Origin of the sequence: Rossellomorea orangium, from assembly GCF_019334305.1 — a bacterium.
Taxonomy (GTDB): domain Bacteria; phylum Bacillota; class Bacilli; order Bacillales; family Bacillaceae_B; genus Rossellomorea.
The window spans coordinates 19,431-42,084 of sequence record NZ_JAHWGH010000015.1 but is presented as its reverse complement, the minus strand read 5'-3'; the positions used below and the strand labels follow the sequence as shown (position 1 = coordinate 42,084).

The following is a 22,654-nucleotide window of genomic DNA, read 5'->3' as shown; positions in this document are numbered from 1 at the left end:
TGTGATTTTATGAAACTTTATCTAATAAGAAGGCATTGTAAAATCCCGTGTTGAATTAATAAGTAGAACAAGAAGAAAAGGAGAATGAAATATGCTGACACGAACCTTTCCGGTCATGGAAACAGCAAGATTCCGTTTACGTCAGATGCAAGAGACGGATGCTCCCAATGTTTTTGATTATTTTTCAAAAGATGAAGTGACACGATATTATGATTTGGACTCTTTTCAAGAGGAAAAGCAGGCGAAGGAAATCATTGAGAAATGGAACGAAAGGTTTCATGTAAATGAAGGCATCAGGTGGGGGATTGCTTTAAACGATTCCAACGAGATCATCGGCAGCTGCGGTTTTCATCAATGGGAAAAAGAACATTTTAAAGCTGAGGTGGGATTTGAGGTTCATCCTGCTTATTGGAGACAAGGTGTGATCACTGAAGTATTGCAACCGATCCTTCGATACGGGTTTGAAGAAATGGCCCTTAATCGCATAGAAGCGTATTATGATCCGGAAAATACGGCATCAAAGAGAAGTCTGGAGAAGGCAGGTTTTATTTTTGAAGGGATCTTAAGAAAAGCTGCATTTGAAAAAGGCGTCTTCTGCGATGCGGCGGTCTGCTCTTTATTAAAAGAAGAATTTTGACACAAATTTAAGACGCTGCTTATGCCTATACCACATAAACAGCGTCTTAACTTAAGTAAACCATATTCAATTAACTTTACTATCCTTTCTTACTAATACACATACGTAACATTCATTTAACAATTAAATTAATGGTCTTGCATGGTTTATTAGTTTATTTTCACTTTCCGTTGATTTTCCCACACGCCCACATGTTACGAAGATAGTTTTCACGGGCTATCTTCTTACGTACCATGATGTTAGCATGCTTCGCTTACACTCTTCATTGGAATCATCTCCTGAAATAAGATTGCGCATTCCCACATATCCACACATCTTGAAATCAGTTTTCACGGGCCGATCTCAAAAGCGAGATGTGATGCTGATATGCTTTGCTAGCTCACTTCATTGGAATCACGCCTTCCTTTAAAGTTTGTGTTTGTAAATCATTTATTAATTATATATTAACAAATTATAAAATTAATGCAAATGTTCAGAATTATTAATTTAATACGATTTGGGGTGGTTTTTGAATTGGAATGGGTGTTTATCTCGGTTTATCTTATTTTTTCTTGGTTTTTTAAAATCTTTTTAAAACCTTTGGAGATGGTTGGTGAATGAGCGATTCGTTTTGCGTTGACCGTTCCTTTCCGCTGCAGGTGCTCGCTTTCCGCGGGGCGGGCGGTGAGCCTCCTCGGGCTTTGCCCTGTGGGGTCTCACCTGTCCCGCGTTTCCCGCAGGAGTCGAGCACCTTCCGCTCCAATCCACTCTGTGCTTCTACCTTATTTATCAATTATAGGTATGAAGATAGTTAAAACACTTTTACAAAAGTTTTGAACATAATTTCCAAAAAGTAGCCCCAGTTTAAAAATTCATCATTTGATTAATCCAATCTCCTCCTAAGATAATTCTCCTCCAAGTCCATCTCCCGGTTGACTAAGAGTTCCATTTGTTCGAGGTGGTGGGTTTCGACGACGGGATCTAGGTGGGACCAGTGGATTTTGTTGACGAAGTAGTAGTTTCTGATTTTCCTGAGGATGACAAGGGAATGTGGGAAGTGATCGAATTCTGCTTTTATGCTGTTGAAGCGGGTAAAGCCCCATTTTGTTAGTTTCATAGTTTATCACCTAATGTTTTATTACCTTTTCTTACAATATGTTAATCCCCGGGGAGCATATCCGATTTAAACAAACGTTTGATTAGTACTTCAAAACATTTATTCTACTAGGGTTCAGGGGATTAAACAATCGTTTAACAGTATTTACATATCGGGTAGTCTATCCCTTTCACCCTGAGATTGTCATTGCTATTCACAAAGACCTCTTGTTATGATGAGAAGGTTATGAATCGTAAAGAAAAGCTAGGAGAATGAGCTTTGAATAAAGTATTAAACAATTATTCTAATTATCCATATGAAGCGGAAAAGAAAGAAATCCCCATGGCGCCACTTCATAAGGGAGAGACGTCGGAACAGCTGGTATCCTCCCATGAAGAGGATGCTTTTTTCTTTCGGACGCTGGAAGAAGCCGGTATCCACTTAAATGCAGCGCAAATTGAAGCGGTCAGGCATGTGAATGGACCTTGCTTGACCCTGGCAGGCGCAGGGACCGGGAAGACAACAGTTCTTGTCTGCAGGGCGGGGTATCTCATGAGGTATCAGCATATCCATCCAAGAAATATTCTGCTCGTCACGTTCACGAAGAAAGCGTCGGAAGAAATGAAGCAGAGGATCTCGAATCTGCCGGGTACTGAACATGGCGGGCAGGTGCATGCCAGCACATTCCATGCCTTGTTTCTATATCTATTAAGATCCCGTCATTATACACAGGAAGTAATCGGGAATGAAAGATATAAACAAATCATATTGAAACAGATTCAGAGAGAAATGAATATATATGATCCTTATGATGCCGAGACGCTCCTTGCAAAGCTCTCTCATTATAAATTAAATCAAAAAGATATCAGGGAAATTCCGCAGAAATCCAAGTCAGAAAAAGAAGTTCGTGACATTCTATTGAAATATGAAGAGTGGAAGCGCATGAATCATAAAATGGATTTTGATGATATTCTGACAGAGGCCCATCAATTATTACTGGGTAACCCGAACCTTCTGACTTCTCTTCAGCATCGTTTCCAGTATGTCATGGTCGATGAATTTCAGGATACAAACCTTGTACAATACGAGCTGATCAAATTGATTGCGGCTCATCGAAACTTGTTCGTGGTGGGGGATGGTGATCAAACGATCTATACCTTCAACGGTGCCCGGAACGAATTTATTTTGGATTTCGATGAAGAGTTTCCTGATGCGAAAGTCGTGACACTAAAAGAAAACTATCGTTCTGATGCCTATATTATCGGGTTAGGGAATGAAGTGATCGGGCGGAATGAACATCGTCGGAAAAAAGAATTGATTGCTACCAAAATCGAAGGTCAAAAGCCTCTATATTCAAGACCGGCAACGGCGGATGAAGAAGCCGTCTGGATTACAGAAGAGATTCAAAGACTGATAGGGGAAGGCTACACGTACAGGGACATGACGGTTCTTCACCGCACCATGAGCAGCGGCCGTGCCGTGTTCGAGCAGCTGCTGCTTAAGGAAATTCCTTTTACACCCTATAATCAGAAGGATTCCCTTTTCTATGAAAACTGGACGGTGAAACCAGTTGTGGATTACTTGCGTTTATCAATCGTTCCAAGAAATTTCCCAGCGATGGAATCGATCTTGCCCACGCTTTTCATCAGAAGGGATCGAGGGATGGCTCACATTTTGGAAGAAGAACAGAAGGAGAGAAAGATATATCCTCTCATTCACTTGACGACTTTATCCGGACTCAAGCCTTTCCAAGTGAAAAATATAAAAGAGCGAATGAAGTTTCTGAAGGCGATCGGGGATCAATCACCGGAAACAGCCATCAAGCGTATCCGGAAGGAATTCTACCATCAATACATCGATGCAAAGGAATCTCATGTCGTAACCGAACAGAAGGAACTCATTAAAGAAATGCTGGACGAGCTTGAAGGTTCGGCAAAGCGTTTTGAGACGATTTCGAGTTTCATTACGTTCATTGATGAAATGAAAGCAAAGTATGAGGAAATCTATTCGAATCAAAGAGGTAAGGACACCGACAGCGTTTCCCTTATGACGATTCATCGGTCAAAGGGGCTAGAATTCCCTGTCGTGTTTTTAATCGGCGCAATTGAAGGAAATCTTCCCCACAGTTCAGCCCTCAACGCCAATAAGCTGGAGGATAAGGTCTATAAGGATCCGAATCAAAAAGAGAAGGCATCTGGAGCAGTGGAGGAAGAAAGACGCCTTGCTTATGTGGCAATCACAAGGGCGAAAGAGAGATTATTCATTTCTTCTCCCGCTTATTATCAAGGGGAACAGCGGAAGTGCTCGCGCTTTATTTCGGACTTGTTCAAACAGGTCCCCCATGTGGACGAGCCGAAAATATCTAAAAAGGCGAGAAGCGGTAAGGTGAGTAAGATTCTGGCGTGGGTTTGCACTAGCCCTGGATGCATTGCATGGCAGAGGCCGGAAACCCATGAAGACACGGATTCAAAGGTTTGTCCCCTTTGTTCAAGCTCAATGAAGCTTGGGGAGAAGGAGATTACGGAATAAAAAAGGCCCCGGCGTCCCCTGAAACACAGGACGCCGGGGCTTTTTGCGGTTTATAGACCGTTATTGAAAAATCGATCGTTCTACAAAAGTCTACAAATCCTGCATAAGTCGATCAACAAACTGAAGCCTCATTGCGAAAAATGATCATCACGCGAATCAATCTTTTTGGAGTCATTTGAATCCAAAGCCTGTCGTAAGAAATAAATAAGTATACCCATTATGATTCCAAGTATCACGATAAAGCCGATGGTGATCGTAATTCCCATAAACCCCACTCCTTTTTTCTAGCTATCTACTATTAGTCTATGAAAAAGGAGTGGAGATATATTCGATTCTAAGGACAAAAACCATTCAGTCAGAAGAAAATGTTTTACTTTCGATCGATCAAAACGGCGCGAACCGGTGATCCGTCCCCTTCTTTAAGAGGCAGGGGGAGGGCTACAAGTTCGTATACCCCCGGGTCCACATGGGAAAGGTCAATTCCTTCCAAAATCCCGATATCACACTCCCGAAGAGAATGATGGGCTTTTAAGTCCTTACTATCCAATGGATCAACAGAAGGAAGATCGACCCCGATCAGATCAATGCCCTTTTCCTTTAAAAAAGGGGCAAGTTCTTTATTGATAGGAGGAATATGCTCGGGGAATCGAGCCGGCTCCTTCCAGGCACCGGTCTTGAAAAGTACTTTTTTTACAGAAGTAAAGTCGACCTTCATTACATGCTCAGGACCGATTTCAGGAATATCTTCCACTGAAACCACAATAGCCGGTCCCATGAATCGTTCAAGGGGCATGTCGAGGATCCGTTTTCCATCGCTGTCAAAATGGAATGGAGCATCAACATGGGTCCCTGTATGCGAACTCATGGTCAGTTGACCGACATTCACGGATCCTGTTTCCTCCTTCGTCCAGTTCAAGGAGAAGGAAAATGGCGTGTCACCCGGCCATACGGGTGTTTCATTGTAGAGAGGTCTCGATATATCAATGATCTTCATGATTGCACCATCCTTTCTGCGTTACGCAACAACATTACGCGTATTTTCAAACTGCTTGTATTCTTCATTTTCCATGATCCCCTTGAGGATTTGAACGGTCTCCCATACATCTTCGTACGACGAATAGAGGGCGACGGGAGCCAAACGGATCACATTAGGTGAACGGAAATCAGGGGTCACCCTGTTGGCTTTCAAAGCTTTACAGATTCTTGCTGCTTCCTCATGCTGTAAGCTGATATGACCACCCCGGCGATCATCTTCAAGGGGGTTGCAGAGGGTGAATCCATATTCGGAAAGCTCCTGTCGGAATACGTCCATCATGAATCGTGTAAGAGAAAGGGATTTTCTTCTCAGGTTCTCAATCCCAGCTTCCTCAAACAATTGGAGGGAACCGAGTAAGGGTGCGCTGCTCAAGATATGTGGCGTGCCAATTTGAAAAGCCCCGGCCGATTCAGCGTGTGTTAAGTTGTGATCCATATCAAACTGTGCATCCTTACGGGAACTGAACCATCCGGACAGACCAGGCTTTTTCCCTCTATGCCGGTTATGGACGAATAATCCTCCTACACCACCAGGCCCGCTGTTTAAGTATTTGTAATTACACCAAACCGCAAAGTCCACCCCGTCTTCATGAAGCTTATGGGGAAGGGCACCGATGGAATGGGCAAGGTCGAAGCCGATGATGATATCACGTTTGTGGGCTTCATCAGTCAAAAGCTTAATATCCAGCAGCTGTCCACTTCGATAGAGAACGGACGGTAATAGAATGAGGGCAATATCATCCGTCATATGTCCGATAATGTCCTCTTCACTTAATGTATAACCGTCTGTGCTTTTTACTTGTATTAAATGTTCGTCAGGGGAGTATCCCTTCAATTCCAGCTGACTTTGAATCGCGTATATATCCGAGGGGAAAGTCAGTTCATCTGCCAGAATCTTGGTGCGTTTTCCACGAGGTTGATAGAATGTGGCGAGTAATTGGTGAAGATTCGTCGTGATGGAACCTGTCACAATGACCTCTTCTTTTTCTGCTCCCACTAAAGGGGCAGTCATTTCTCCAAGTTTCTCAGAATAATAGAACCAGGGCTCCTGACCGTCCATCCACCCATCGATTCCATGTTCCTTCCAATCATTCAAAGAGGTCAGTAATGCCTCCTCAGCCCGCTTCGAAAGCAGTCCTAAAGAATTCCCGTCCATATAATAATGATTTTCTTTTAAATAAAATTCATTGCGGAATGGAGCAAGTGAGTCCTGTTTGTCCAGCTCCCGGGCATGTTTCAGTGTTAATTCTTCTCTATGTACCATCTTTATCCCACCTTCAACAGTCTTACCAAAATGATAATCGAAATGATTTGAATAGTAAAATAATTATTGAATTAAAGGTATTCATCTATGAATAAATTATTCAAAAGTGTATAAATAATCAAAAAAGTCTGGTATAAATGGATTAATATAATAATAATAGTGAAGATTATTCATTGTTGAATAATCTTCACCTCATCAAAGGAGTGACTTGGATGACTGAAACGAAAAAAGTTTGGAATGAAAACGAAGCGATTCTTCATTCCCTGCAGGACGATATTTTAGTAACGAATACAGACGGGATCATTCTGAAAGTCAGTGAGGCAACCGGTGGTATCTACAATGTGAAGTCTGAAGATATGGTCGGTAAATCCGTTTATGATCTTGAAAAAGAAGGGATATTCACACCTTTATTGACTCCGTTGGTTCTAAAGGAGAAAAAGAAAATCACGCTGGTTCAAACAAGTAAAGAAGGCAAGAAGCTCCTGGTTACAGGAATACCAGTCTTTCATGAAGATGGAGAACTTGTTCGGGTCGTAAGCTATTCACACGATGTAACGGAATTATTGAATATGAAAAAGTATTTAACGGATATGGAAGACGAGATGGAAAGGGTGAAAAGCGAGCTGGAAATTCTCAGGAGCCGTCATTATTATTCTGATGGCATCATTGCAACAAGTGATGAGATGAAGAGGGTGCTGCAGGTCGCGCTTCAAGTGGCGGATGTCGACGTGAATGTCCTATTACTTGGAGAATCCGGTGTAGGGAAGTCCCACATCGCTAAATTCATTCATAACAAAAGTCAAAGAAAAGGGGGGCCGTTCATAGAGGTCAATTGCGGGGCTATACCAGAGTCCTTATTTGAAGCTGAATTCTTTGGATATGAGCCCGGTTCTTTCACAGGAGCAGATCGTAAGGGGAAGGTAGGATTGGCCGAACTTGCAGAAGGAGGGACTCTTTTTCTTGATGAAATTGGCGAACTATCTCAATCAAATCAAGTGAAAATCCTGAAGTTCATCCAGGAGAAACAATTTTATCGGGTTGGTGGAACGAAGCAAAGGAAGGTGGACTTTCGGGTGCTGGCAGCGACGAACAGGGATTTGGAGGTGGCTATAGAGAAGAGGGAGTTCAGGCAGGATCTGTTCTTTCGCCTGAATGTAGTGCCCATTACCATCCCGCCTCTTAGGGAGAGGACATCGGATATTATTACGTTGATCGATTACTTTGTGAACTATTTTAGTGAGAAATATGACAGGCAGAGGACCGTGGATGAAGCGGTGGTTCACCAGCTGTTGATTCAAGAGTGGAAAGGGAATGTGCGGGAGTTGATGAATGTGATCGAGAGGCTGATTGTGACGTCATCTAAGCAGTTAATCGAGATGGAAAACCTGCCGGGTCAATACATACAACATAGTGGTCATTTATCGGGATTTGCCCATGAAGGTCAATCATTGACAGCCATCTTGGAAGCGGTGGAAGAACAGGTGCTGAAGAAAGCGAGGGACAAGCATAAGACAACAACTCAAATGGCGCAAAGTTTAGGAATCAGCCAACCGTCAGTAGTCAGAAAACTTAAAAAATACAAAATAAAATAAAAATTGGCATGATACTTGCAAGTAATAAGGTGAATCGACTCAGAAACGAATAAAGGGGGAGCAGGCGCTTTAGCTTCACAATCATTGGATAAAATTTCAAAGGGGTGTGTGCAATGGAAGTTGGAAAACCGAATGTAAGTGAGTTGCAAACTCAGTCTAGATCGGTAAAAGAAGCGATGAAGTTTATCATTCCTTCCTTGATTGGGGTGTTGTTGTTTTTGATCCCTGTTACTTATGAAGGGAATATGACCATCGGTGTCGGAATATTTGCTTCTTATTTTCAAGGGATGTTAGAAGGTGTGCTGCCATTATTCATGACAGTCATTTTTGGTCTATCGGCTCTGATGGCCATTTTTACGAAAATGTTTAAACCTCAATGGATTGTTAAGCAATCATTCTTAAAAGGATTATTCGATGTAGGCTATTTCTGGATTGCGACCCGCGTAATAGGGACTGTGTTTGCCGTGATGACCGTCAATGGAATCGGACCGGAGTGGATTATATCCGACTATACGGGTGGAACGGTCCTGTATTCGTTAGTTCCCGTCTTAACGACCTGGTTCCTGTTTGCCGGGCTATTGATGCCCCTATTATTAGACTTTGGTCTGATGGATTTCTTCGGTACGCTGCTTCAAAAGATCATGAAGCCTTTATTCCAGCTGCCCGGACGATCTTCTATCGACGCCCTTGCTTCCTGGATGGGAAGCGGGACGGTAGGTGTCCTGATTACAACGAAACAATTTGAAGAAGGATACTATACAAAACGCGAAGCGGCAGTGATTGCAACGAACTTCTCGGTTGCTTCCATCGCTTTCAGTCTTGTGATTGTCAGTTTCATAGGGTTGGAATCCATGTTTGTCCAACTATATGGAACGGTCGTGATTGCCGGGATTGCAGCAGCTGTGATCTGTCCGAGAATCCCGCCGCTTTCCCGTAAAAAGGACACGTATTATGAGCCTGTCGGCATGCAAATTTCTGAAACGGTGCCCGATGATGTATCCCGCCTTCAGTGGGGATTTGAAAAAGCCGTAGAAAAAGCATCAGAAGTGAAGAGTGTCGGGGAAGTGACCAAGAAAGGATTGCAGAACGTATTGGATATCTGGTTCGGACTCATTCCACTTGTCATGGCCCTTGGGACGCTTGCCCTAGTAGTGGCAGAGTATACACCGGTGTTTGATGTATTGGCCTATCCGGTCGTACCATTCCTGGAGCTTCTTCAAATACCACAGGCTGCAGATGCTGCCCCTGCGATGATCGTCGGGTTTGCCGATATGTTCCTGCCAGCTGTAGTAGGGAGTGGCATCGAGAGTGAGTTGACGAGGTTCGTAATTGCCGCTATGTCTCTGACTCAATTAATCTACATGTCCGAAATCGGAATTTTATTGATCAAATCTAAGATTCCCATCAGCTTTTTGGATCTATTTATCATCTTTATCCAGCGTACGATCATTACATTGCCGATCGTAGCGTTACTGGCGCACTTTTTCTTTATGTAAAACCTCGAGGATTTATACAAAAATGGATATGGGGGTACTGAAATGGAACGAACGTTTGAACAGCTTATTGAGCGTATGCCTGATCGTTTAGCACCGAGCATGGCAAAGGATCATCCAAATTTACCGGTAGTGAAAGAAGAAGGTTGCTACTACTATGGACTTGACGGTAGGAAGTATCTTGATTTCACCTCCGGGATCGCCGTCACAAATGTGGGACATCGTCACCCGAAGGTCGTACAAGCGATCAAAGATGCAGCAGACGGGCTGATGCATGGTCCGTCAGGTGTCATCATGTATGAATCGATTCTTCGCCTGGCAGATGAACTGGCAGAGATTCTACCGGGTGACCTGGATAGTTTCTTCTTTGCCAACAGCGGAACGGAAGCGATCGAGGGGGCGCTCAAGCTGGCTAAATATGTGACGAAGCGTCCATATGTGGTTTCCTTTACAGGATGTTTTCATGGGCGCTCCCTTGGTGCCTTAAGTGTCACCACTTCCAAGAGCAAGTACCGAAAGTTTATGCAGCCTTCAGGATTAACATATCAAATTCCTTATGCGAACGAACGGGAGTGCCCAGAGGGAAAAGATTCGACCCAATATGTTGTCAACAAGCTCGAAAAGGATTTTGAAACGCTATTTAATCATCAGGTAACCCCTGAAGAAGTGGCATGCGTCATTTTGGAACCTGTACTTGGGGAAGGAGGATATATCGTTCCTCCGAAGGCATGGCTTAAAAAGGTAAGGGAGATTTGTGATCGACACGGTATTTTATTGATTTTTGATGAAGTTCAAACAGGATTCGGACGGACTGGAAATTGGTTTGCTGCACAAACCTTCGATGTTACGCCGGATATTATGGCGATTGCAAAAGGGATTGCCTCGGGACTCCCGCTGAGTGCGACGGTCGCATCCAATAAACTGATGAAACAATGGCCTCTTGGAAGTCATGGAACCACGTTTGGCGGGAACCCGATTGCCTGCTCTGTCGGTCTTGCCACCTTAGAAGTCATGAAAGAGGAAAATCTTTTGGATAATACGAAGACGATGGGGGCTTACGCTGTTTCGAAGCTTGAGCAATTGCAGGAGAAACACCCTGTGATTGGGAGCATCCGGGCGGTGGGGTTGATGATCGGGATCGAAATCGTTCATCCCCAAACAGGAGAACCGAATCAGGAAGGCCTGATGGACGTCCTTGACAGGGCTCTGGAAAAAGGGGTTTTATTCTACCTATGTGGAAACCACTCCGAAGTGATCCGGATGATTCCTCCTCTTACTGTCACAAGAGAACAAATTGATGAAGGGTTGCGAATGCTGGATGAAGCACTGAGTGAATACGAGGTGACATTGATGAGTCATTTCGATTAAAAGCAAAAGGCTGGATTTAGGTACTAAGTTGTACCTGAATCCAGCCTTTTTGCATGACCTTATGCAGTTTGTTGTAATTGAGCGTCATCCTTGTCAGAAGTCATAAGAGTCACAACTACCAACACAATGATGGCTAATGGAACCGCAATGACGACACTGTTCAGATCAAATGGTTTCTGAAGGGCAATTTCCCAAACCAACGTTGAAATGACACCTGCTATCATTGATGAAACTCCACCGGCAGCATTGACACGTTTCCAGAAGAAAACGGCTAAAACAGCCGGGGTAATGCCTGCACCATAAACGGTGTAAGCATACATTTGGACATCGAGTACACTCGGGAAGTAATTGATAATGATGAATGCTAAAGCTCCAAGTATAACGATGAACATCTTTGTAATTTTTAACTGCTTATCATCTGAAGCATTAGGATTTATATATTTTCCGTAAATATCATAGGTTAGATTCGTTGCAGCAGACAATAAATACGAATTTCCTGTTGTAATGATAAAGGATGCTGCCGCTGCCAAAAGAATTCCCCCGATTCCAATCGGCATTGCTACCGTCGTTGCCATCAACGCCATTCCTGGATCGATATCCGGGAATAGAGAACGGGATGCAAAGGCGATCAATGAGATGGCAGGAGAAATGATGATCATGGCAATAAGCCATCCAATTTGTCCCTTTCTTGATGAAGAATCTCCTTTAGATGAAGCGAGCCTTTGATACATATTCTGGTCGCCCAATAATAAGAAAAGAGAAGGCAGTAAATAACCGATCAATTGGATGATGGATAAGTTTCCTGTTGCTGACATATGGGATGCAGGTACATTTTGAACAATTTCATCCCATCCCCCTGCAATAAAGAATATGGTTGGAACAGTAATGATTAATCCACCGACCATCAGAAAACCACTCAGTGCATCGGTTTGAGATACAGAGCGCAAACCACCGATCATCGCTAGAAAAATGATCAAGGCAGCACCAATGGTCGTCCCGAGACCAACCGACATGCCTGTTGTTAAGTTAAGAATAAAGCCGAACCCTTTCATCTGGTATGAAACAATACCGACATAGGCTAAGATGATGATGGCACTTGAAAGATTCCGTGCAGTGGAACCGTATTTTTCTTCAAGGATGGCTGAAACGGTATATTTACTGAATGCACGTATTTTGGGAGCAACGAGGTAAAGAATCCCGATTCCCACAAGGGTCGGAATCATAAGCATTAACGAAGGAATAATCCCAAAGCTGTATGCAACAGATGTTTCCCCACCGGAAATACTTCCGCTTCCAGTCCAAGTTGCAAGTAATGTCCCCATCAATACAAAAGGACCCAGACTTTTTCCAGCCAGAATAAAATCATTACTGCTGGATACTTTCTTAGACATATACGTACCGATCCCAATCATTAGTACCGCATATATCCCTATAAACCATAATAAATGTGGATTTTGTTGTAATTCCATAAAACGATCATCTCCTGAACAGTATTTGTTCACGCGAGAGAACGTTGATTCATTTCTTAATCACAATTTAATAATCACCGGTGAAAAGATAAACACATTTTAGCCTGAAGGGAAGGTAGAAAGTTCTACCTATCAATTAAATATTCTAAAACTATTGAGAAAAGTTTAGAGGTTGTAAGAGGCTTTGAAAATGTCTTTCTTTGTGATGTTTTTCATGAATGCTTGTCTCACGTAAAAACATTTCTACTTAACCTTAGCACATATTCATTCCGATAAAAAATGCTCGGAAAGCTTGATTTAGCGAGATTTTCGGACAATAATTGCAAACAGGTAAAAAATGGGATGGATGTTAAGGTCATACGGGACAATTGATACAGAAATAGAAGGAATTATTCGAAATTTATAATAATTGAAGGTTGTGAAAGGGATTAAAATCATACTTTTTACCTACATATCCGTTCGGTTATTTAGGTCGAAAGTGTTATTGATTTTAAGAGAATGAGAGTATTAAAAAGATGGACCGGCTAAAGCCAATCCATCTTTTAAAGTCTTTTAACCGAAATAGCTTTGCGCATTTTCCTGAGCGCATCCTGTCCTTCCATTTCCCGCCTCATCATTAAATTTACATAAAGGGCATCGATCAGTGTTAACTGGGCAATGCGGGAAGATAAGGCTTCTGAGCGATAATCGGTTTCTTCGGAAACAGTGAAGAGTGACGTATCGACTCGTTGACTTAATGGGGACTTGGCGAAATTGGTGATACAGATGGTCTTTGCCCCGGTTTCTTTGACGATATCGAGAACCTGCAGAATATCCTTCGTCGAACCTGAGTGAGATATGAATACTGCGCAATCGTCACTCGTCATCTGGGAAGCGGTCATAAGCTGAATGTGACTGTCGCTTGCCGCATGCACACGTAATCCGGTCCGGATGAACTTATGATATGCGTCAAGGGCGATGACACCGGATCCGCCACTGCCGAAGAAGTCAATGGAACGTGCGCTATTCATCATATCCACAGCTTTCAACAGCTTCTTTTCATCAACCACCATCAGTGTGTCTTCTATCGTTTTGATATTGGACCTGAAGACTTTAGTGGCAATCGTCTGTGCTGTGTCGCCTTCATCGATCCGCTCATGAATGTCCTTAAGTCCAGTCACGATTTCAGAGGCAAGGGCGATCTTCATTGCCTGATAGCCTTTGAAACCGATTCGTTTACAAAAACGGAAGACGGTAGAGTCGGCAACTCCCAAGTCTTCGGCCAGTCCATTGATTGTGGAATGGATGATCTCGTTTGGATTTTCAAGGATATAGTCGGCAATTTTTTTCTCTGTCACACTGAACTGGGGATAGTGAGAACGTATACTTGCTAAACAATGTTGATGTTGACTCATAGACACCACTCCTGTAAGGGTTTTCATAATTTCATTATACAAGATTACAAGAAAAATAAAAATAATTTCTGTAAACGGTTGCAAAAAGAAAAATATTTTTTATAATAGAGATAGACAGAAAATAATTTTCCTGATGATTTGTGAAAATCATTTTAGAGAGTACTAGATACATAGGGTGTTTTGCAAACGCTTTACTGCTTTCTACAAGGAGTCAGGATCAACCGTTATAAAAAATGGGCAGCAGGGCTGCCGAGACAAAAGAAAGGTAGGGATACACAATGTCAGATCAAATGCTTATTTTAGTGGCACTCGCCGGAATTTTTCTTCTTTTATTTTTAGTAATTAAAACAAAGCTTCACGCTTTTGTTGCCCTATTATTAGTGAGTTTAATCGTAGGGATCGCCGCTGGAATGCCGTTGCAGGATGTTGTTGCCTCGATCCAGAGCGGAATGGGCGGGACCCTGGGGTTTGTCGCCGTCGTTGTTGGTTTAGGTGCGATGTTCGGTCGTATGCTTGAAGTATCAGGTGGAGCAGAACGACTTGCTCAGACGCTGATTAACAAATTTGGGGAAGATAAGGCGCAATGGTCACTGGGTATCACAGGTTTCTTAGTCGCCATTCCCGTATTCTTCGATGTAGGATTCATCATTCTTGTACCAATCGTATATGGGTTGGCACGTAAAACAGGAAAGTCACTGCTATACTATGGAATTCCATTACTTGCAGGTCTTGCCGTTACACACAGCTTCATCCCGCCGACTCCGGGACCGATTGCGGTTGCGGACTTAATCGGGGCAGACCTTGGTTGGGTCATCCTGTTTGGTGCGATCGCCGGTGTTCCATCCATGATCATCGCAGGTCCGCTTTTTGCAAAATGGATTTCGAAACGAATCCATGCAGTGGTTCCTGAATATATGCAGGCAGAAGAAATGGAATATGATAAAGAGCTGCCAAGTTTCGCACTGATCGCATCGCTTATTTCCATTCCATTAGTATTGATCTTATTGAATACGCTTTCTGGTGTTATTTTAGATGAGGGGAATATGATTCGTTCAATCCTTACATTCTTAGGACATCCTTTCGTAGCCTTAACGATTGCGACGCTGTTGACGTTCGTTTTATTAGGAACAAAGCGTGGATACTCACGCCAGGAAGTTCAGGACATTGCAACGAAGGCACTTGAGCCAGCAGGAATCATCATTCTTGTCACTGGTGCTGGTGGAGTATTCAAGCAAGTATTGATTGACTCCGGCGTAGGGGAAGTATTAGGAAATATGATGGCTGGTTCAAGCCTGCCTCCAATCGCCCTTGCCTTCCTGATCGCCATGGTCGTTCGTGTGGCACAAGGTTCAGCGACCGTTTCAATGGTTACAGCGGCAGGGTTGATGAGCCCGCTGATTGAAACGCTCGGTATGCAGGGTCCTGTTCTTGGATTGATGGTTATCGCCATCGCATCAGGAGCGACAGTCTTCTCCCATGTGAATGACAGCGGATTCTGGTTAGTGAACCGTTACTTTGGATTAGATGTGAAAGATACGTTAAAATCATGGACAGTGATGGAAACGCTTATCGGGTTCGTAGGATTCGGAGTAGCATTCATTTTAGGGATATTCATTGGCTAAATTAGGATAGAATAATAGCAGAAGAGGGAAGAGCCATGTCGCTTCTTCCTTTTCTCTATTTATTTAGGAGGAACAAAGATGTCAGAATTCATGATTGGTGTCGATATCGGGACCACAAGTACAAAAGCGGTACTATTCAATAAAGAAGGAAAAGCGATCGAGCGTCACGGGATCGAATATCCATTACATACACCAACACCGGGGACGGCTGAACAGGACCCCGAGGAAATCTTTCAAGCGGTCATTAAGTGCATCAAGGAAGTGGCTTCGAGCACGAATGAAACGATTTCGTTTGTGTCATTCAGCTCTGCCATGCACAGCCTGATCCTTGTAGATGAGAATGATCAACCGTTGACCCCTTCCATTACATGGGCGGATAACCGCAGTGCCGCATGGGCGGAGAAAATCAAGAAGGAAATGAACGGACTTGAAATCTATAGAAGAACCGGCACCCCGATCCACCCGATGTCACCCCTTGTGAAGCTTGCCTGGCTGAAGGATGAGAAACCGGAATTGTTCGGAAAAGCCGCGAAATTCATCTCGATCAAGGAATTTGTCTTCCATCGCTTGTTCGGAAAATATGTCGTGGATTATTCCATTGCATCTGCTACAGGGATGTTCCACTTGGAAAACCTGGCATGGGATGAAGAAGCCATGAAAGTGGCAGGTGTATCGAAGGATCAGCTTTCGGTACCGGTTTCTACAACTGAAAGTCTGGTCGACTTAAAGTCTGAATATACCGAAATGCTGGGATTGCCTGCTGACACTCCATTCGTTGTTGGAGCAAGTGACGGGGTTCTATCGAATCTTGGAGTGAATGCTATCGAACCTGGTGTGGTGGCTGTGACCATTGGAACTAGTGGGGCGATCCGAGCCGTGACCGACCGTCCTGTGACTGATCCGAAAGGCCGAATTTTCTGCTATGCCTTAACAGATAAGCATTGGGTGATCGGCGGACCGGTGAACAATGGAGGAATGATTTTTAGATGGGTCAGGGACGAGCTGGCATCCGGTGAAGTGGAAGTGGCCAAGCGATTAGGAAAGGATCCATATGAAGTGCTCACAGATATTGCGGCTAAAGTGGAACCAGGTTCTGAAGGGTTACTATTCCACCCTTACATGGCGGGAGAACGTGCTCCACTTTGGAATGCAAAAGCCCGCGGCTCCTTTTTCGGACTCGGAATGCATCACAAAAAAGAGCATATGATCCGTGCGGTCCTTGAAGGAATCGTCATGAACTTATACAGCGTTCTTCTGGCACTGGAGGAATTGATCGGTACGCCGAAACGGGTGCAGGCGACAGGCGGATTCGCCCGCTCTGAATTGTGGCGCCAAATGCTTGCCGACGTGTTCGATCAAGAAGTGGAAGTGCCGGAAAGCTTCGAAAGCTCATGCCTTGGTGCAGTAGTTCTTGGCATGTACGGAAACGGAATGATCGACTCTCTTGAAGAAGTGAGAGATATGGTAGGATCTGTTCATTCTCATCAGCCAGATCCGAAAGCGACGGAAGCCTATAACAGGCTGATGCCGATCTTCATTCGCGTTCCACGTTTGTTAGAAGAAGAATACGAAGCCATCAGTGCTTACCAGGAAGGAAGCTGACTCTCTTGAGTCGGCTTTTTTTCGGATGAAGTTATCTACATGTATGCTCGTTTTTTATTGTTTTTATTTTTTTGAGAACAACATTATATAAATGCAGGGATTGCTTTTCCGTCACCATATTTAAGAGATTTTTAGACAGAGCTAAAAGGTGCCAAAGAACAACCTGATAGAAAACAGAAGTCTACCTCCATAAAAGGAACTTTATTTTTTACTTACCTAATTTAGGTTGGTTGCTGAAGTTTAATTTTTTGTAGGATACATGCCCATAAAGTTGATTGGAGCGGAAGAATGCTCGACTCCTGCGGGAATAGCTGGACAGCTCGAAAAGCGGAGACGGCTTGCTCAGCCCCGACAAGCATAAGGTGGATGGACCTAGAAGGCGCTTTTTGCCTTCTTGGACCATTTAACTTATGACCTCGAGGGGCTAGCCGTTGGAGCTGGACAGGTGAGACCCCACAGGCGCAGCCGAGGAGGCTCACCGCCAGCCCCGCGGAACGAACATCCTGGAGCGGAAATCAACTACGACATACTATTCTAAGGTGTGCAAACAAATTTACCAAAAGAGCTTTTAGATAGAAACATGGAAAGGACACTTAGCCAAAAAGTGCCCTTTTCATGTATAATAGAAACGAATATACCTTTTATTATCAGAAACTATCCATAGATAAATGAAAGAGAGTGAAACAAAATGGGACGTAAGTGGAATAACATTAAAGAAAAGAAAGCGTCAAAGGATGCCAATACGAGTCGCATATATGCAAAATTCGGCCGCGAGATCTACGTTGCGGCGAAACAGGGAGAACCGGATCCCGAACTGAATCAGACTCTTAAATTCGTTCTTGAGCGTGCAAAAACATATAGTGTACCAAAACATATCGTGGACCGTGCCATCGAAAAGGCAAAGGGCGGTTCAGAAGAGAATTATGACGAATTACGCTATGAAGGCTTTGGGCCGAATGGCTCCATGGTCATTGTGGATGCCCTGACCAACAACGTAAACCGTACAGCATCTGAAGTGCGTGCGGCTTTCGGAAAGAATGGCGGAAACATGGGTGTGAGTGGATCTGTTGCCTACATGTTCGATTCCACAGCTGTCATTGGAATGGAAGGGAAATCAGAAGAAGACGTGATGGAGATCCTCATGGAAGCAGATGTTGACGCACGTGACATCATCGAAGAAGAAGATTCCGTGATCGTCTATGCAGAGCCGGATCAATTCCATGCTGTACAAGAAGCATTTAAAGGCGCGGGTATCACTGAGTTCACAGTGGCTGAGCTTACAATGCTTGCACAGAATGATGTTGAGCTTTCAGAAGACGATCAAGCTCAATTCGAAAAAATGATCGATGCGATTGAAGATTTGGAAGATGTTCAGCAGGTTTATCATAACGTTGACCTAGGTGAATAAAAGCTGTTGAATCCCCCTGACACATATGTCAGGGGGATTTTCTTTTTTTTATACGATTGATTTGGGAAGTTGGTGTCGTGTAAAGTCGCATGAACACTTTATTTGTCGAAAAGACTGAAAATTCAGCATAATACTTCATTCTCAGCAGGGCCTTTGTTATGCTAAAGATGAATCTGAATAAATACGTGAAAAGGGAGAGGAAAATATGGGACTAGATCAACTTGAAATGCAGCAGGCCAAACAGAATGTGAAAGAAAAAACCAAACCCTATTTAACGGCACTGATCGGTTGGAGCCTGCCGGCCATCGAGGCGTGTACGAAGCTTGAAAGACCTTTCGTCGTTGTGGGTCCGCCTGATTTCGAGGCTTATGCAGAAAAGCATGATATTGCCTTTATCGGCTGGGACTTCGATCGATTGAATGAAGGTTCAGATCATCTTTACAAACAACTGAAAGCCCTTGGTGCTGAAGTCGCCATTCCATTATATGAAGAATGCGTGGAGTGGGCAGGGGCGTTGAACTCCCGTTTCCGCAGCGAACCCCGTGTCTTTAACCGATCTCTCCTCTTAAGGGATAAAGGAATGATGAAGCGTAAAGCCCAAATTGCGGGAATCAAAGTAGGTGTATTTGAAGAAGCAAGGGATAAAGAGGATGTAAGACGCTTTCTAAAACGAGTAAATGAAGCCCTTTTGAAAGTGGAAGGGGATAAGAACGACCCCATTCACGTCAAGCCTCTTGATAAAGCAGGCTCTGTCGGACACCGGGCAATCGAAAATCCGGAAGATATCGATGCCCTCACTGAATCTGAGTTTCCCCTATTGATGGAGAGTCATTTAGACGGTCAGGAATTCTCTTGTGAAGCATTCATCCATAAAGGCAAGATCCAGTTTTTAAACATAACGGAGTATGTGCGATTGGGTTATTCCAATTTCGTACCTGCCTCTCCAACCCTTGAAGAAAAGCGACCGATCATTCGTGAAGCGATTCAACAGCTCATCGATGCGTTCGAGATAGAATACGGAGTCATCCATCCTGAATATTTCATTACGTCTGATGGTACTCTTCACTTTGGAGAAGTTGCGGCCAGGGTGCCAGGTGGACATATCTTTGACCTGATTGAGCGGGCGTACGGATTCAATGCCTATCAAGCTCAGATCCTTTGTGGGGATCCGAATACGACTGAAGAAGAACTTAGAGAATTCTTCCCTTCAACAGGAGAGGAAGCAAAGGCTCATGCAGGTTGTTTAATGGTCCATCCTCATGTGAACTATGTGGAGAAGCTCGAGGTACCAGATGAACTGGAGAACCATCCTTATTTCGAAAAGCATGATATGTTCAGTCCGGCTCAGGGGAAAGTGGCCCAGCGGATCGGCTTCGGGAATCATTATGGAACCATCTTCTTCTACGGTGAAGACAGCGAAGTCATGAGAGGGTTATTGAAAGAATACGAACAATTTAACTTTTATATTTAATAGGAGACCGTGCACCCTTCAGAGAACAGCCTATCCGATATTCTGAACGATAAAGGAGTTTTGAAATGGCATTTGAATTAACGTCAAAGCTGGAAGATCGATTTTTGCAAGCGTTGAGTGAATTGGAAAGCGCGGCTTCATTTGCGAAATCAATGTATCAAACAGACGTTTACCAGGAAGCTCAGAGGTTACTGGATACAGAAAAAGGGCTCGAAATCTTATATCAAAGTGCCAGCCGCTTTGAGAAAGCAGGGGTATTCCAGGACGGTCCATGGGAAAAAGCATCCAAGCTCCAGCCCCCTCTTGTAGCCGGATCCCTGCAGGCGAAAGGATTACCTTCAATCATTGAGATCCTGAGCGAACTAAGGATGCTCTCGATTGCAGAAGCCCAATATGAGCACCCTGACGTCAGTGATGAAATGGCGCAGGATTTCCTGAATGAAGTCATGGTCCTGAATCTGAACCTGCTTTTTCCTGAAGCGACGGAAGCAGCTCGTATTGAAGGTGGAGAACAAAGTGAAAGGGCAACGGAATTATTTCACTTCCTTTCCGAAAAGCTGTCCTATCAAGCCCTTACGACCACACTGATCAAAGAAATCGAGCGCTTGACCGCTCAGCGGCCGATTATGGTGAAACGGACGGTCTCCATGATCGAAACGGCGAAGAAGATGCTCCACTCTGATCTTAGTGCCGCGGAACGACTGGTGCTGGAGAAGTATGTATCGGCGATTGAAGGTCCGTCTCCGTTGAGCAAAACAATCATGCAGCCGGGGGAATACCGAAAGAAGCTGATGGATCTTTCCCATGAAGAATTGGAGAAGGAGGCGACAGCGTTTGCGCGGTCCATGCGCGAAACGGGATTGGTTGCACCTCAGCATGCGATTCTACTGAGGTTCTTAAGCAGGAAGGTCCAGAATCTTGTTCCGGCTGCCCTTCAATTAAATGATAAAGGAAAGGCAAATCTTGATGAACATGCAGAGCTCGTATTCCAGCTCATCAAAGTGGCGATCTACCCTGCCACTAAGCAATCTGTATACGGTCTTGCCCTTATGCTTGAACGGGGGGTCCTGTCATCATCGCCTGTGTCACCTGGATTGAAGAGGCTTATCGAACTTGATATAAGACCCGAAGTGAGGACAACCCTCCTTAATTCATGCAAATCGGGTGACGGAATTACGGCAAATTCGGTACTTCTTGCAGGTGTCATCAGTGTCCTGGGGCAGCCTATAGGAATCGGACAGGGGCTGAATCCAACCTGTCAAACGGCCCGTGGGATCAGCCTCTGGGCCCAGCATGCCCCTGGGTATTTACTCGAACTCATTCCGAGGGCGGCGAGAGACGGGGATATCGACATCAAGTTTGAAGGAACACCGGTTCACTCCAAGGATCTAAGCGGGGGCCTTGCGCCTGAGCTGCATCAGGAGCTTGACCCGGTGTCCCTGGTTCTCGTCCCTCATCTTGACAGGATTTACAGTGAGATGATGAGACGGGTCTCCCTTAGAGGGGAAGATGGGCACCGCTGGGTCAATCCAGAATTCTACGGGGATTGGGTCCAAAAGGGATTCAGTACGGTGATTGACCCTTTAACCGGACTCATCTCCGACTATCCCGGTTTTGTGAGACTCTTTTATGCCACTCATCATCCGGAATACAATGATGATTACGGTTTGATTTACCCAAATCCGGTGGGGATTTTCATTACGAATGTCCATGGGAAGCTCCTTGGATTCCATGCCGTGTCGATTCTGAGGATCACTCAAGATCCACAAGGAGAGTACAGGATTTATTTCTATAATCCAAACAACGACGGTTCTCAGAACTGGGGGCAGGGGATCGAGCCTTCCGTTATGGAAAACGGGGAGCTGGAAGGGGAATGCTCGCTCCCATTTCACGAATTTGTCTCAAGACTGTATGCTTTTCACTACAACCCGTACGAACAGGGTGATGCTTTCGCAGTGGAAAATGACATTGTCGATGAAATCAAGGACCTTGCCAGGGAGAGTTGGGGAAGGGATTATACGTGGGTTTGAATATTGAAGGCGTTTGGGCAGCAATGTCCCAAACGCTTTTTTATGCGTGGGATGATTCTTCTGACACCAGCCATACTAAGGAATGGAGGTGGTACACATGAGAAGTGATGGGAATTCAGATGAGAAGAGAATGGACGTCCCGTTAAAGGCGGAATTTACAATGAATGACCGACTCCGTAACCCGAGCGGGGTGTATGTCCCTGGAGAATCAGTGGAGGAGCACCATGCCATTGAGGAAGGGAACGGGGTCATCGCTGAAAAAGTAATCGGACAAGCAAATGAGAATGGATAGGAGAGGAATTATATGAGCGATTATTCTGTAGCGAATCTGTCAGACGATATGTTGGATAAGGTAAAGAGCATGGAAAGTGAACTCCGCCGGCAAACAGCGGACGACATCGTCTTAATCGCCTATAAAAATACGGAAATCAGCCCGGAAGGAGAGGGACAGAATGGATAAAGGAAACAAAGAAATGCCGGACTTTAAAGAGCTGAATGACCGGATCATTGCAGAAGAACCGAAAGGACCGTTTTTCGCCATCAAAACAAATATGGATACACAAGGTGTAAAAGATAATCCTTATGCGTCAGAGAAAGCGAGTCCTGAACAAGAGGAGAAATTACAGCAGTTCTTTGAAGATGAAGAGTTATAAAAGGATGACATA

At 44.2% G+C, this 22,654-nt stretch carries 19 protein-coding genes; 13 read left to right on the top strand and 6 right to left on the bottom strand.

Annotated elements, in window-relative coordinates; translation table 11 throughout:
- The first annotated feature begins 91 nt into the window (after window positions 1-91).
- Complete coding sequence (locus KYJ26_RS13505) at window positions 92-637, top strand: GNAT family N-acetyltransferase (protein WP_219167927.1); 546 nt, start codon at window positions 92-94, stop codon at window positions 635-637.
- A gap of 862 nt (window positions 638-1,499) precedes the next feature.
- Here KYJ26_RS13505 and KYJ26_RS13500 read toward each other — a convergent pair.
- Window positions 1,500-1,733, bottom strand: a complete 234-nt coding sequence (locus tag KYJ26_RS13500) for a hypothetical protein (RefSeq protein WP_219167926.1) — start codon at window positions 1,731-1,733, stop codon at window positions 1,500-1,502.
- 258 nt (window positions 1,734-1,991) lie between these two features.
- Here KYJ26_RS13500 and KYJ26_RS13495 point away from each other — a divergent pair, with 258 nt between their 5' ends.
- Window positions 1,992-4,241 carry a UvrD-helicase domain-containing protein gene (locus KYJ26_RS13495; RefSeq protein ID WP_257475036.1) on the top strand — a complete coding sequence of 750 codons (2,250 nt, stop codon included), beginning with the start codon at window positions 1,992-1,994 and terminating at the stop codon, window positions 4,239-4,241.
- Window positions 4,242-4,369: 128 nt separating this feature from the next.
- Here the strand turns inward: KYJ26_RS13495 and KYJ26_RS13490 are convergent, their stop codons facing one another.
- The 3 genes from KYJ26_RS13490 to kynU all read right to left on the bottom strand — a co-directional run bounded on the left by KYJ26_RS13490 (window position 4,370) and on the right by kynU (window position 6,540).
- Window positions 4,370-4,507 (bottom strand): hypothetical protein, encoded by a 138-nt coding sequence (locus KYJ26_RS13490; RefSeq protein WP_219167925.1) that lies wholly within the window; start codon window positions 4,505-4,507, stop codon window positions 4,370-4,372.
- Window positions 4,508-4,611: 104 nt separating this feature from the next.
- Complete coding sequence (gene kynB / locus KYJ26_RS13485; RefSeq protein WP_219167924.1) at window positions 4,612-5,235, bottom strand: arylformamidase; 624 nt, start codon at window positions 5,233-5,235, stop codon at window positions 4,612-4,614.
- 21 nt (window positions 5,236-5,256) lie between these two features.
- Window positions 5,257-6,540 carry a kynureninase gene (gene kynU, locus KYJ26_RS13480; protein ID WP_219167923.1) on the bottom strand — a complete coding sequence of 428 codons (1,284 nt, stop codon included), beginning with the start codon at window positions 6,538-6,540 and terminating at the stop codon, window positions 5,257-5,259.
- 212 nt (window positions 6,541-6,752) lie between these two features.
- On the opposite strand from kynU, the gene KYJ26_RS13475 reads away from it, so the two are divergent.
- The 3 genes from KYJ26_RS13475 (at window position 6,753) to KYJ26_RS13465 (ending at window position 10,993) form a co-directional block, all read left to right on the top strand.
- Window positions 6,753-8,132 (top strand): sigma-54 interaction domain-containing protein, encoded by a 1,380-nt coding sequence (locus KYJ26_RS13475; protein ID WP_219167922.1) that lies wholly within the window; start codon window positions 6,753-6,755, stop codon window positions 8,130-8,132.
- A 113-nt stretch (window positions 8,133-8,245) separates the two neighbouring features.
- On the top strand, window positions 8,246-9,628 hold the full coding sequence (locus tag KYJ26_RS13470; RefSeq protein ID WP_219167921.1) for a YjiH family protein: 1,383 nt from the start codon (window positions 8,246-8,248) through the stop codon (window positions 9,626-9,628).
- 42 nt (window positions 9,629-9,670) lie between these two features.
- Window positions 9,671-10,993, top strand: a complete 1,323-nt coding sequence (locus KYJ26_RS13465; protein WP_219167920.1) for an aspartate aminotransferase family protein — start codon at window positions 9,671-9,673, stop codon at window positions 10,991-10,993.
- Window positions 10,994-11,052: 59 nt separating this feature from the next.
- On the opposite strand, the gene KYJ26_RS13460 is transcribed toward KYJ26_RS13465, so the two are convergent.
- Together KYJ26_RS13460 and KYJ26_RS13455 are read right to left on the bottom strand one after the other, a co-directional pair.
- The gene (locus KYJ26_RS13460) at window positions 11,053-12,462 is read right to left on the bottom strand and encodes a sodium:solute symporter family protein (RefSeq protein ID WP_219167919.1); all 1,410 of its coding nucleotides are present in this window, start codon (window positions 12,460-12,462) and stop codon (window positions 11,053-11,055) included.
- Window positions 12,463-13,004: 542 nt separating this feature from the next.
- On the bottom strand, window positions 13,005-13,856 hold the full coding sequence (locus KYJ26_RS13455) for a MurR/RpiR family transcriptional regulator (protein ID WP_219167918.1): 852 nt from the start codon (window positions 13,854-13,856) through the stop codon (window positions 13,005-13,007).
- 278 nt (window positions 13,857-14,134) lie between these two features.
- Between KYJ26_RS13455 and KYJ26_RS13450 the strand changes: the two genes are divergently transcribed.
- The 8 genes from KYJ26_RS13450 to KYJ26_RS13415 all read left to right on the top strand — a co-directional run bounded on the left by KYJ26_RS13450 (window position 14,135) and on the right by KYJ26_RS13415 (window position 22,642).
- Entirely contained in the window at window positions 14,135-15,478 is a 1,344-nt protein-coding gene (locus KYJ26_RS13450) for a GntP family permease (protein ID WP_219167917.1), read from the top strand.
- Window positions 15,479-15,556: 78 nt separating this feature from the next.
- Window positions 15,557-17,080 (top strand): gluconokinase, encoded by a 1,524-nt coding sequence (gene gntK, locus KYJ26_RS13445; RefSeq protein ID WP_257475035.1) that lies wholly within the window; start codon window positions 15,557-15,559, stop codon window positions 17,078-17,080.
- 688 nt (window positions 17,081-17,768) lie between these two features.
- Window positions 17,769-18,488: a YebC/PmpR family DNA-binding transcriptional regulator gene (locus KYJ26_RS13440; protein ID WP_219167916.1), complete on the top strand. Its 720-nt coding sequence runs from the start codon at window positions 17,769-17,771 to the stop codon at window positions 18,486-18,488.
- A gap of 205 nt (window positions 18,489-18,693) precedes the next feature.
- A complete protein-coding gene (locus KYJ26_RS13435; RefSeq protein ID WP_219167915.1) occupies window positions 18,694-19,959 on the top strand; it encodes an ATP-grasp domain-containing protein in 1,266 nt (421 codons plus the stop codon).
- Window positions 19,960-20,024: 65 nt separating this feature from the next.
- Window positions 20,025-21,989, top strand: a complete 1,965-nt coding sequence (locus tag KYJ26_RS13430) for a hypothetical protein (protein ID WP_219167914.1) — start codon at window positions 20,025-20,027, stop codon at window positions 21,987-21,989.
- 97 nt (window positions 21,990-22,086) lie between these two features.
- Window positions 22,087-22,281: a hypothetical protein gene (locus KYJ26_RS13425; protein ID WP_219168077.1), complete on the top strand. Its 195-nt coding sequence runs from the start codon at window positions 22,087-22,089 to the stop codon at window positions 22,279-22,281.
- Between the two features lie 12 nt (window positions 22,282-22,293).
- Entirely contained in the window at window positions 22,294-22,449 is a 156-nt protein-coding gene (locus KYJ26_RS13420; protein WP_219167913.1) for a hypothetical protein, read from the top strand.
- Entirely contained in the window at window positions 22,442-22,642 is a 201-nt protein-coding gene (locus tag KYJ26_RS13415; RefSeq protein ID WP_219167912.1) for a hypothetical protein, read from the top strand. Before KYJ26_RS13420 ends, KYJ26_RS13415 begins: the two co-directional genes overlap by 8 nt.
- The last annotated feature ends 12 nt before the right edge of the window (window positions 22,643-22,654 follow it).

Coding starts and splice junctions, on each gene's coding strand:
- KYJ26_RS13450 (WP_219167917.1), top strand. CDS start 14,135: ATGTCAGATCAAATGCTTATTTTAGTGGCACTCGCCGGAATTTTTCTT.
- KYJ26_RS13455 (WP_219167918.1), bottom strand. CDS start 13,856: ATGAGTCAACATCAACATTGTTTAGCAAGTATACGTTCTCACTATCCC.
- KYJ26_RS13470 (WP_219167921.1), top strand. CDS start 8,246: ATGGAAGTTGGAAAACCGAATGTAAGTGAGTTGCAAACTCAGTCTAGA.
- kynB (WP_219167924.1), bottom strand. CDS start 5,235: ATGAAGATCATTGATATATCGAGACCTCTCTACAATGAAACACCCGTA.
- kynU (WP_219167923.1), bottom strand. CDS start 6,540: ATGGTACATAGAGAAGAATTAACACTGAAACATGCCCGGGAGCTGGAC.
- KYJ26_RS13505 (WP_219167927.1), top strand. CDS start 92: ATGCTGACACGAACCTTTCCGGTCATGGAAACAGCAAGATTCCGTTTA.
- KYJ26_RS13460 (WP_219167919.1), bottom strand. CDS start 12,462: ATGGAATTACAACAAAATCCACATTTATTATGGTTTATAGGGATATAT.
- KYJ26_RS13475 (WP_219167922.1), top strand. CDS start 6,753: ATGACTGAAACGAAAAAAGTTTGGAATGAAAACGAAGCGATTCTTCAT.
- KYJ26_RS13500 (WP_219167926.1), bottom strand. CDS start 1,733: ATGAAACTAACAAAATGGGGCTTTACCCGCTTCAACAGCATAAAAGCA.
- KYJ26_RS13490 (WP_219167925.1), bottom strand. CDS start 4,507: ATGGGAATTACGATCACCATCGGCTTTATCGTGATACTTGGAATCATA.
- KYJ26_RS13420 (WP_219167913.1), top strand. CDS start 22,294: ATGAGCGATTATTCTGTAGCGAATCTGTCAGACGATATGTTGGATAAG.
- KYJ26_RS13435 (WP_219167915.1), top strand. CDS start 18,694: ATGGGACTAGATCAACTTGAAATGCAGCAGGCCAAACAGAATGTGAAA.
- KYJ26_RS13425 (WP_219168077.1), top strand. CDS start 22,087: ATGAGAAGTGATGGGAATTCAGATGAGAAGAGAATGGACGTCCCGTTA.
- KYJ26_RS13415 (WP_219167912.1), top strand. CDS start 22,442: ATGGATAAAGGAAACAAAGAAATGCCGGACTTTAAAGAGCTGAATGAC.
- KYJ26_RS13430 (WP_219167914.1), top strand. CDS start 20,025: ATGGCATTTGAATTAACGTCAAAGCTGGAAGATCGATTTTTGCAAGCG.
- KYJ26_RS13440 (WP_219167916.1), top strand. CDS start 17,769: ATGGGACGTAAGTGGAATAACATTAAAGAAAAGAAAGCGTCAAAGGAT.
- KYJ26_RS13465 (WP_219167920.1), top strand. CDS start 9,671: ATGGAACGAACGTTTGAACAGCTTATTGAGCGTATGCCTGATCGTTTA.
- gntK (WP_257475035.1), top strand. CDS start 15,557: ATGTCAGAATTCATGATTGGTGTCGATATCGGGACCACAAGTACAAAA.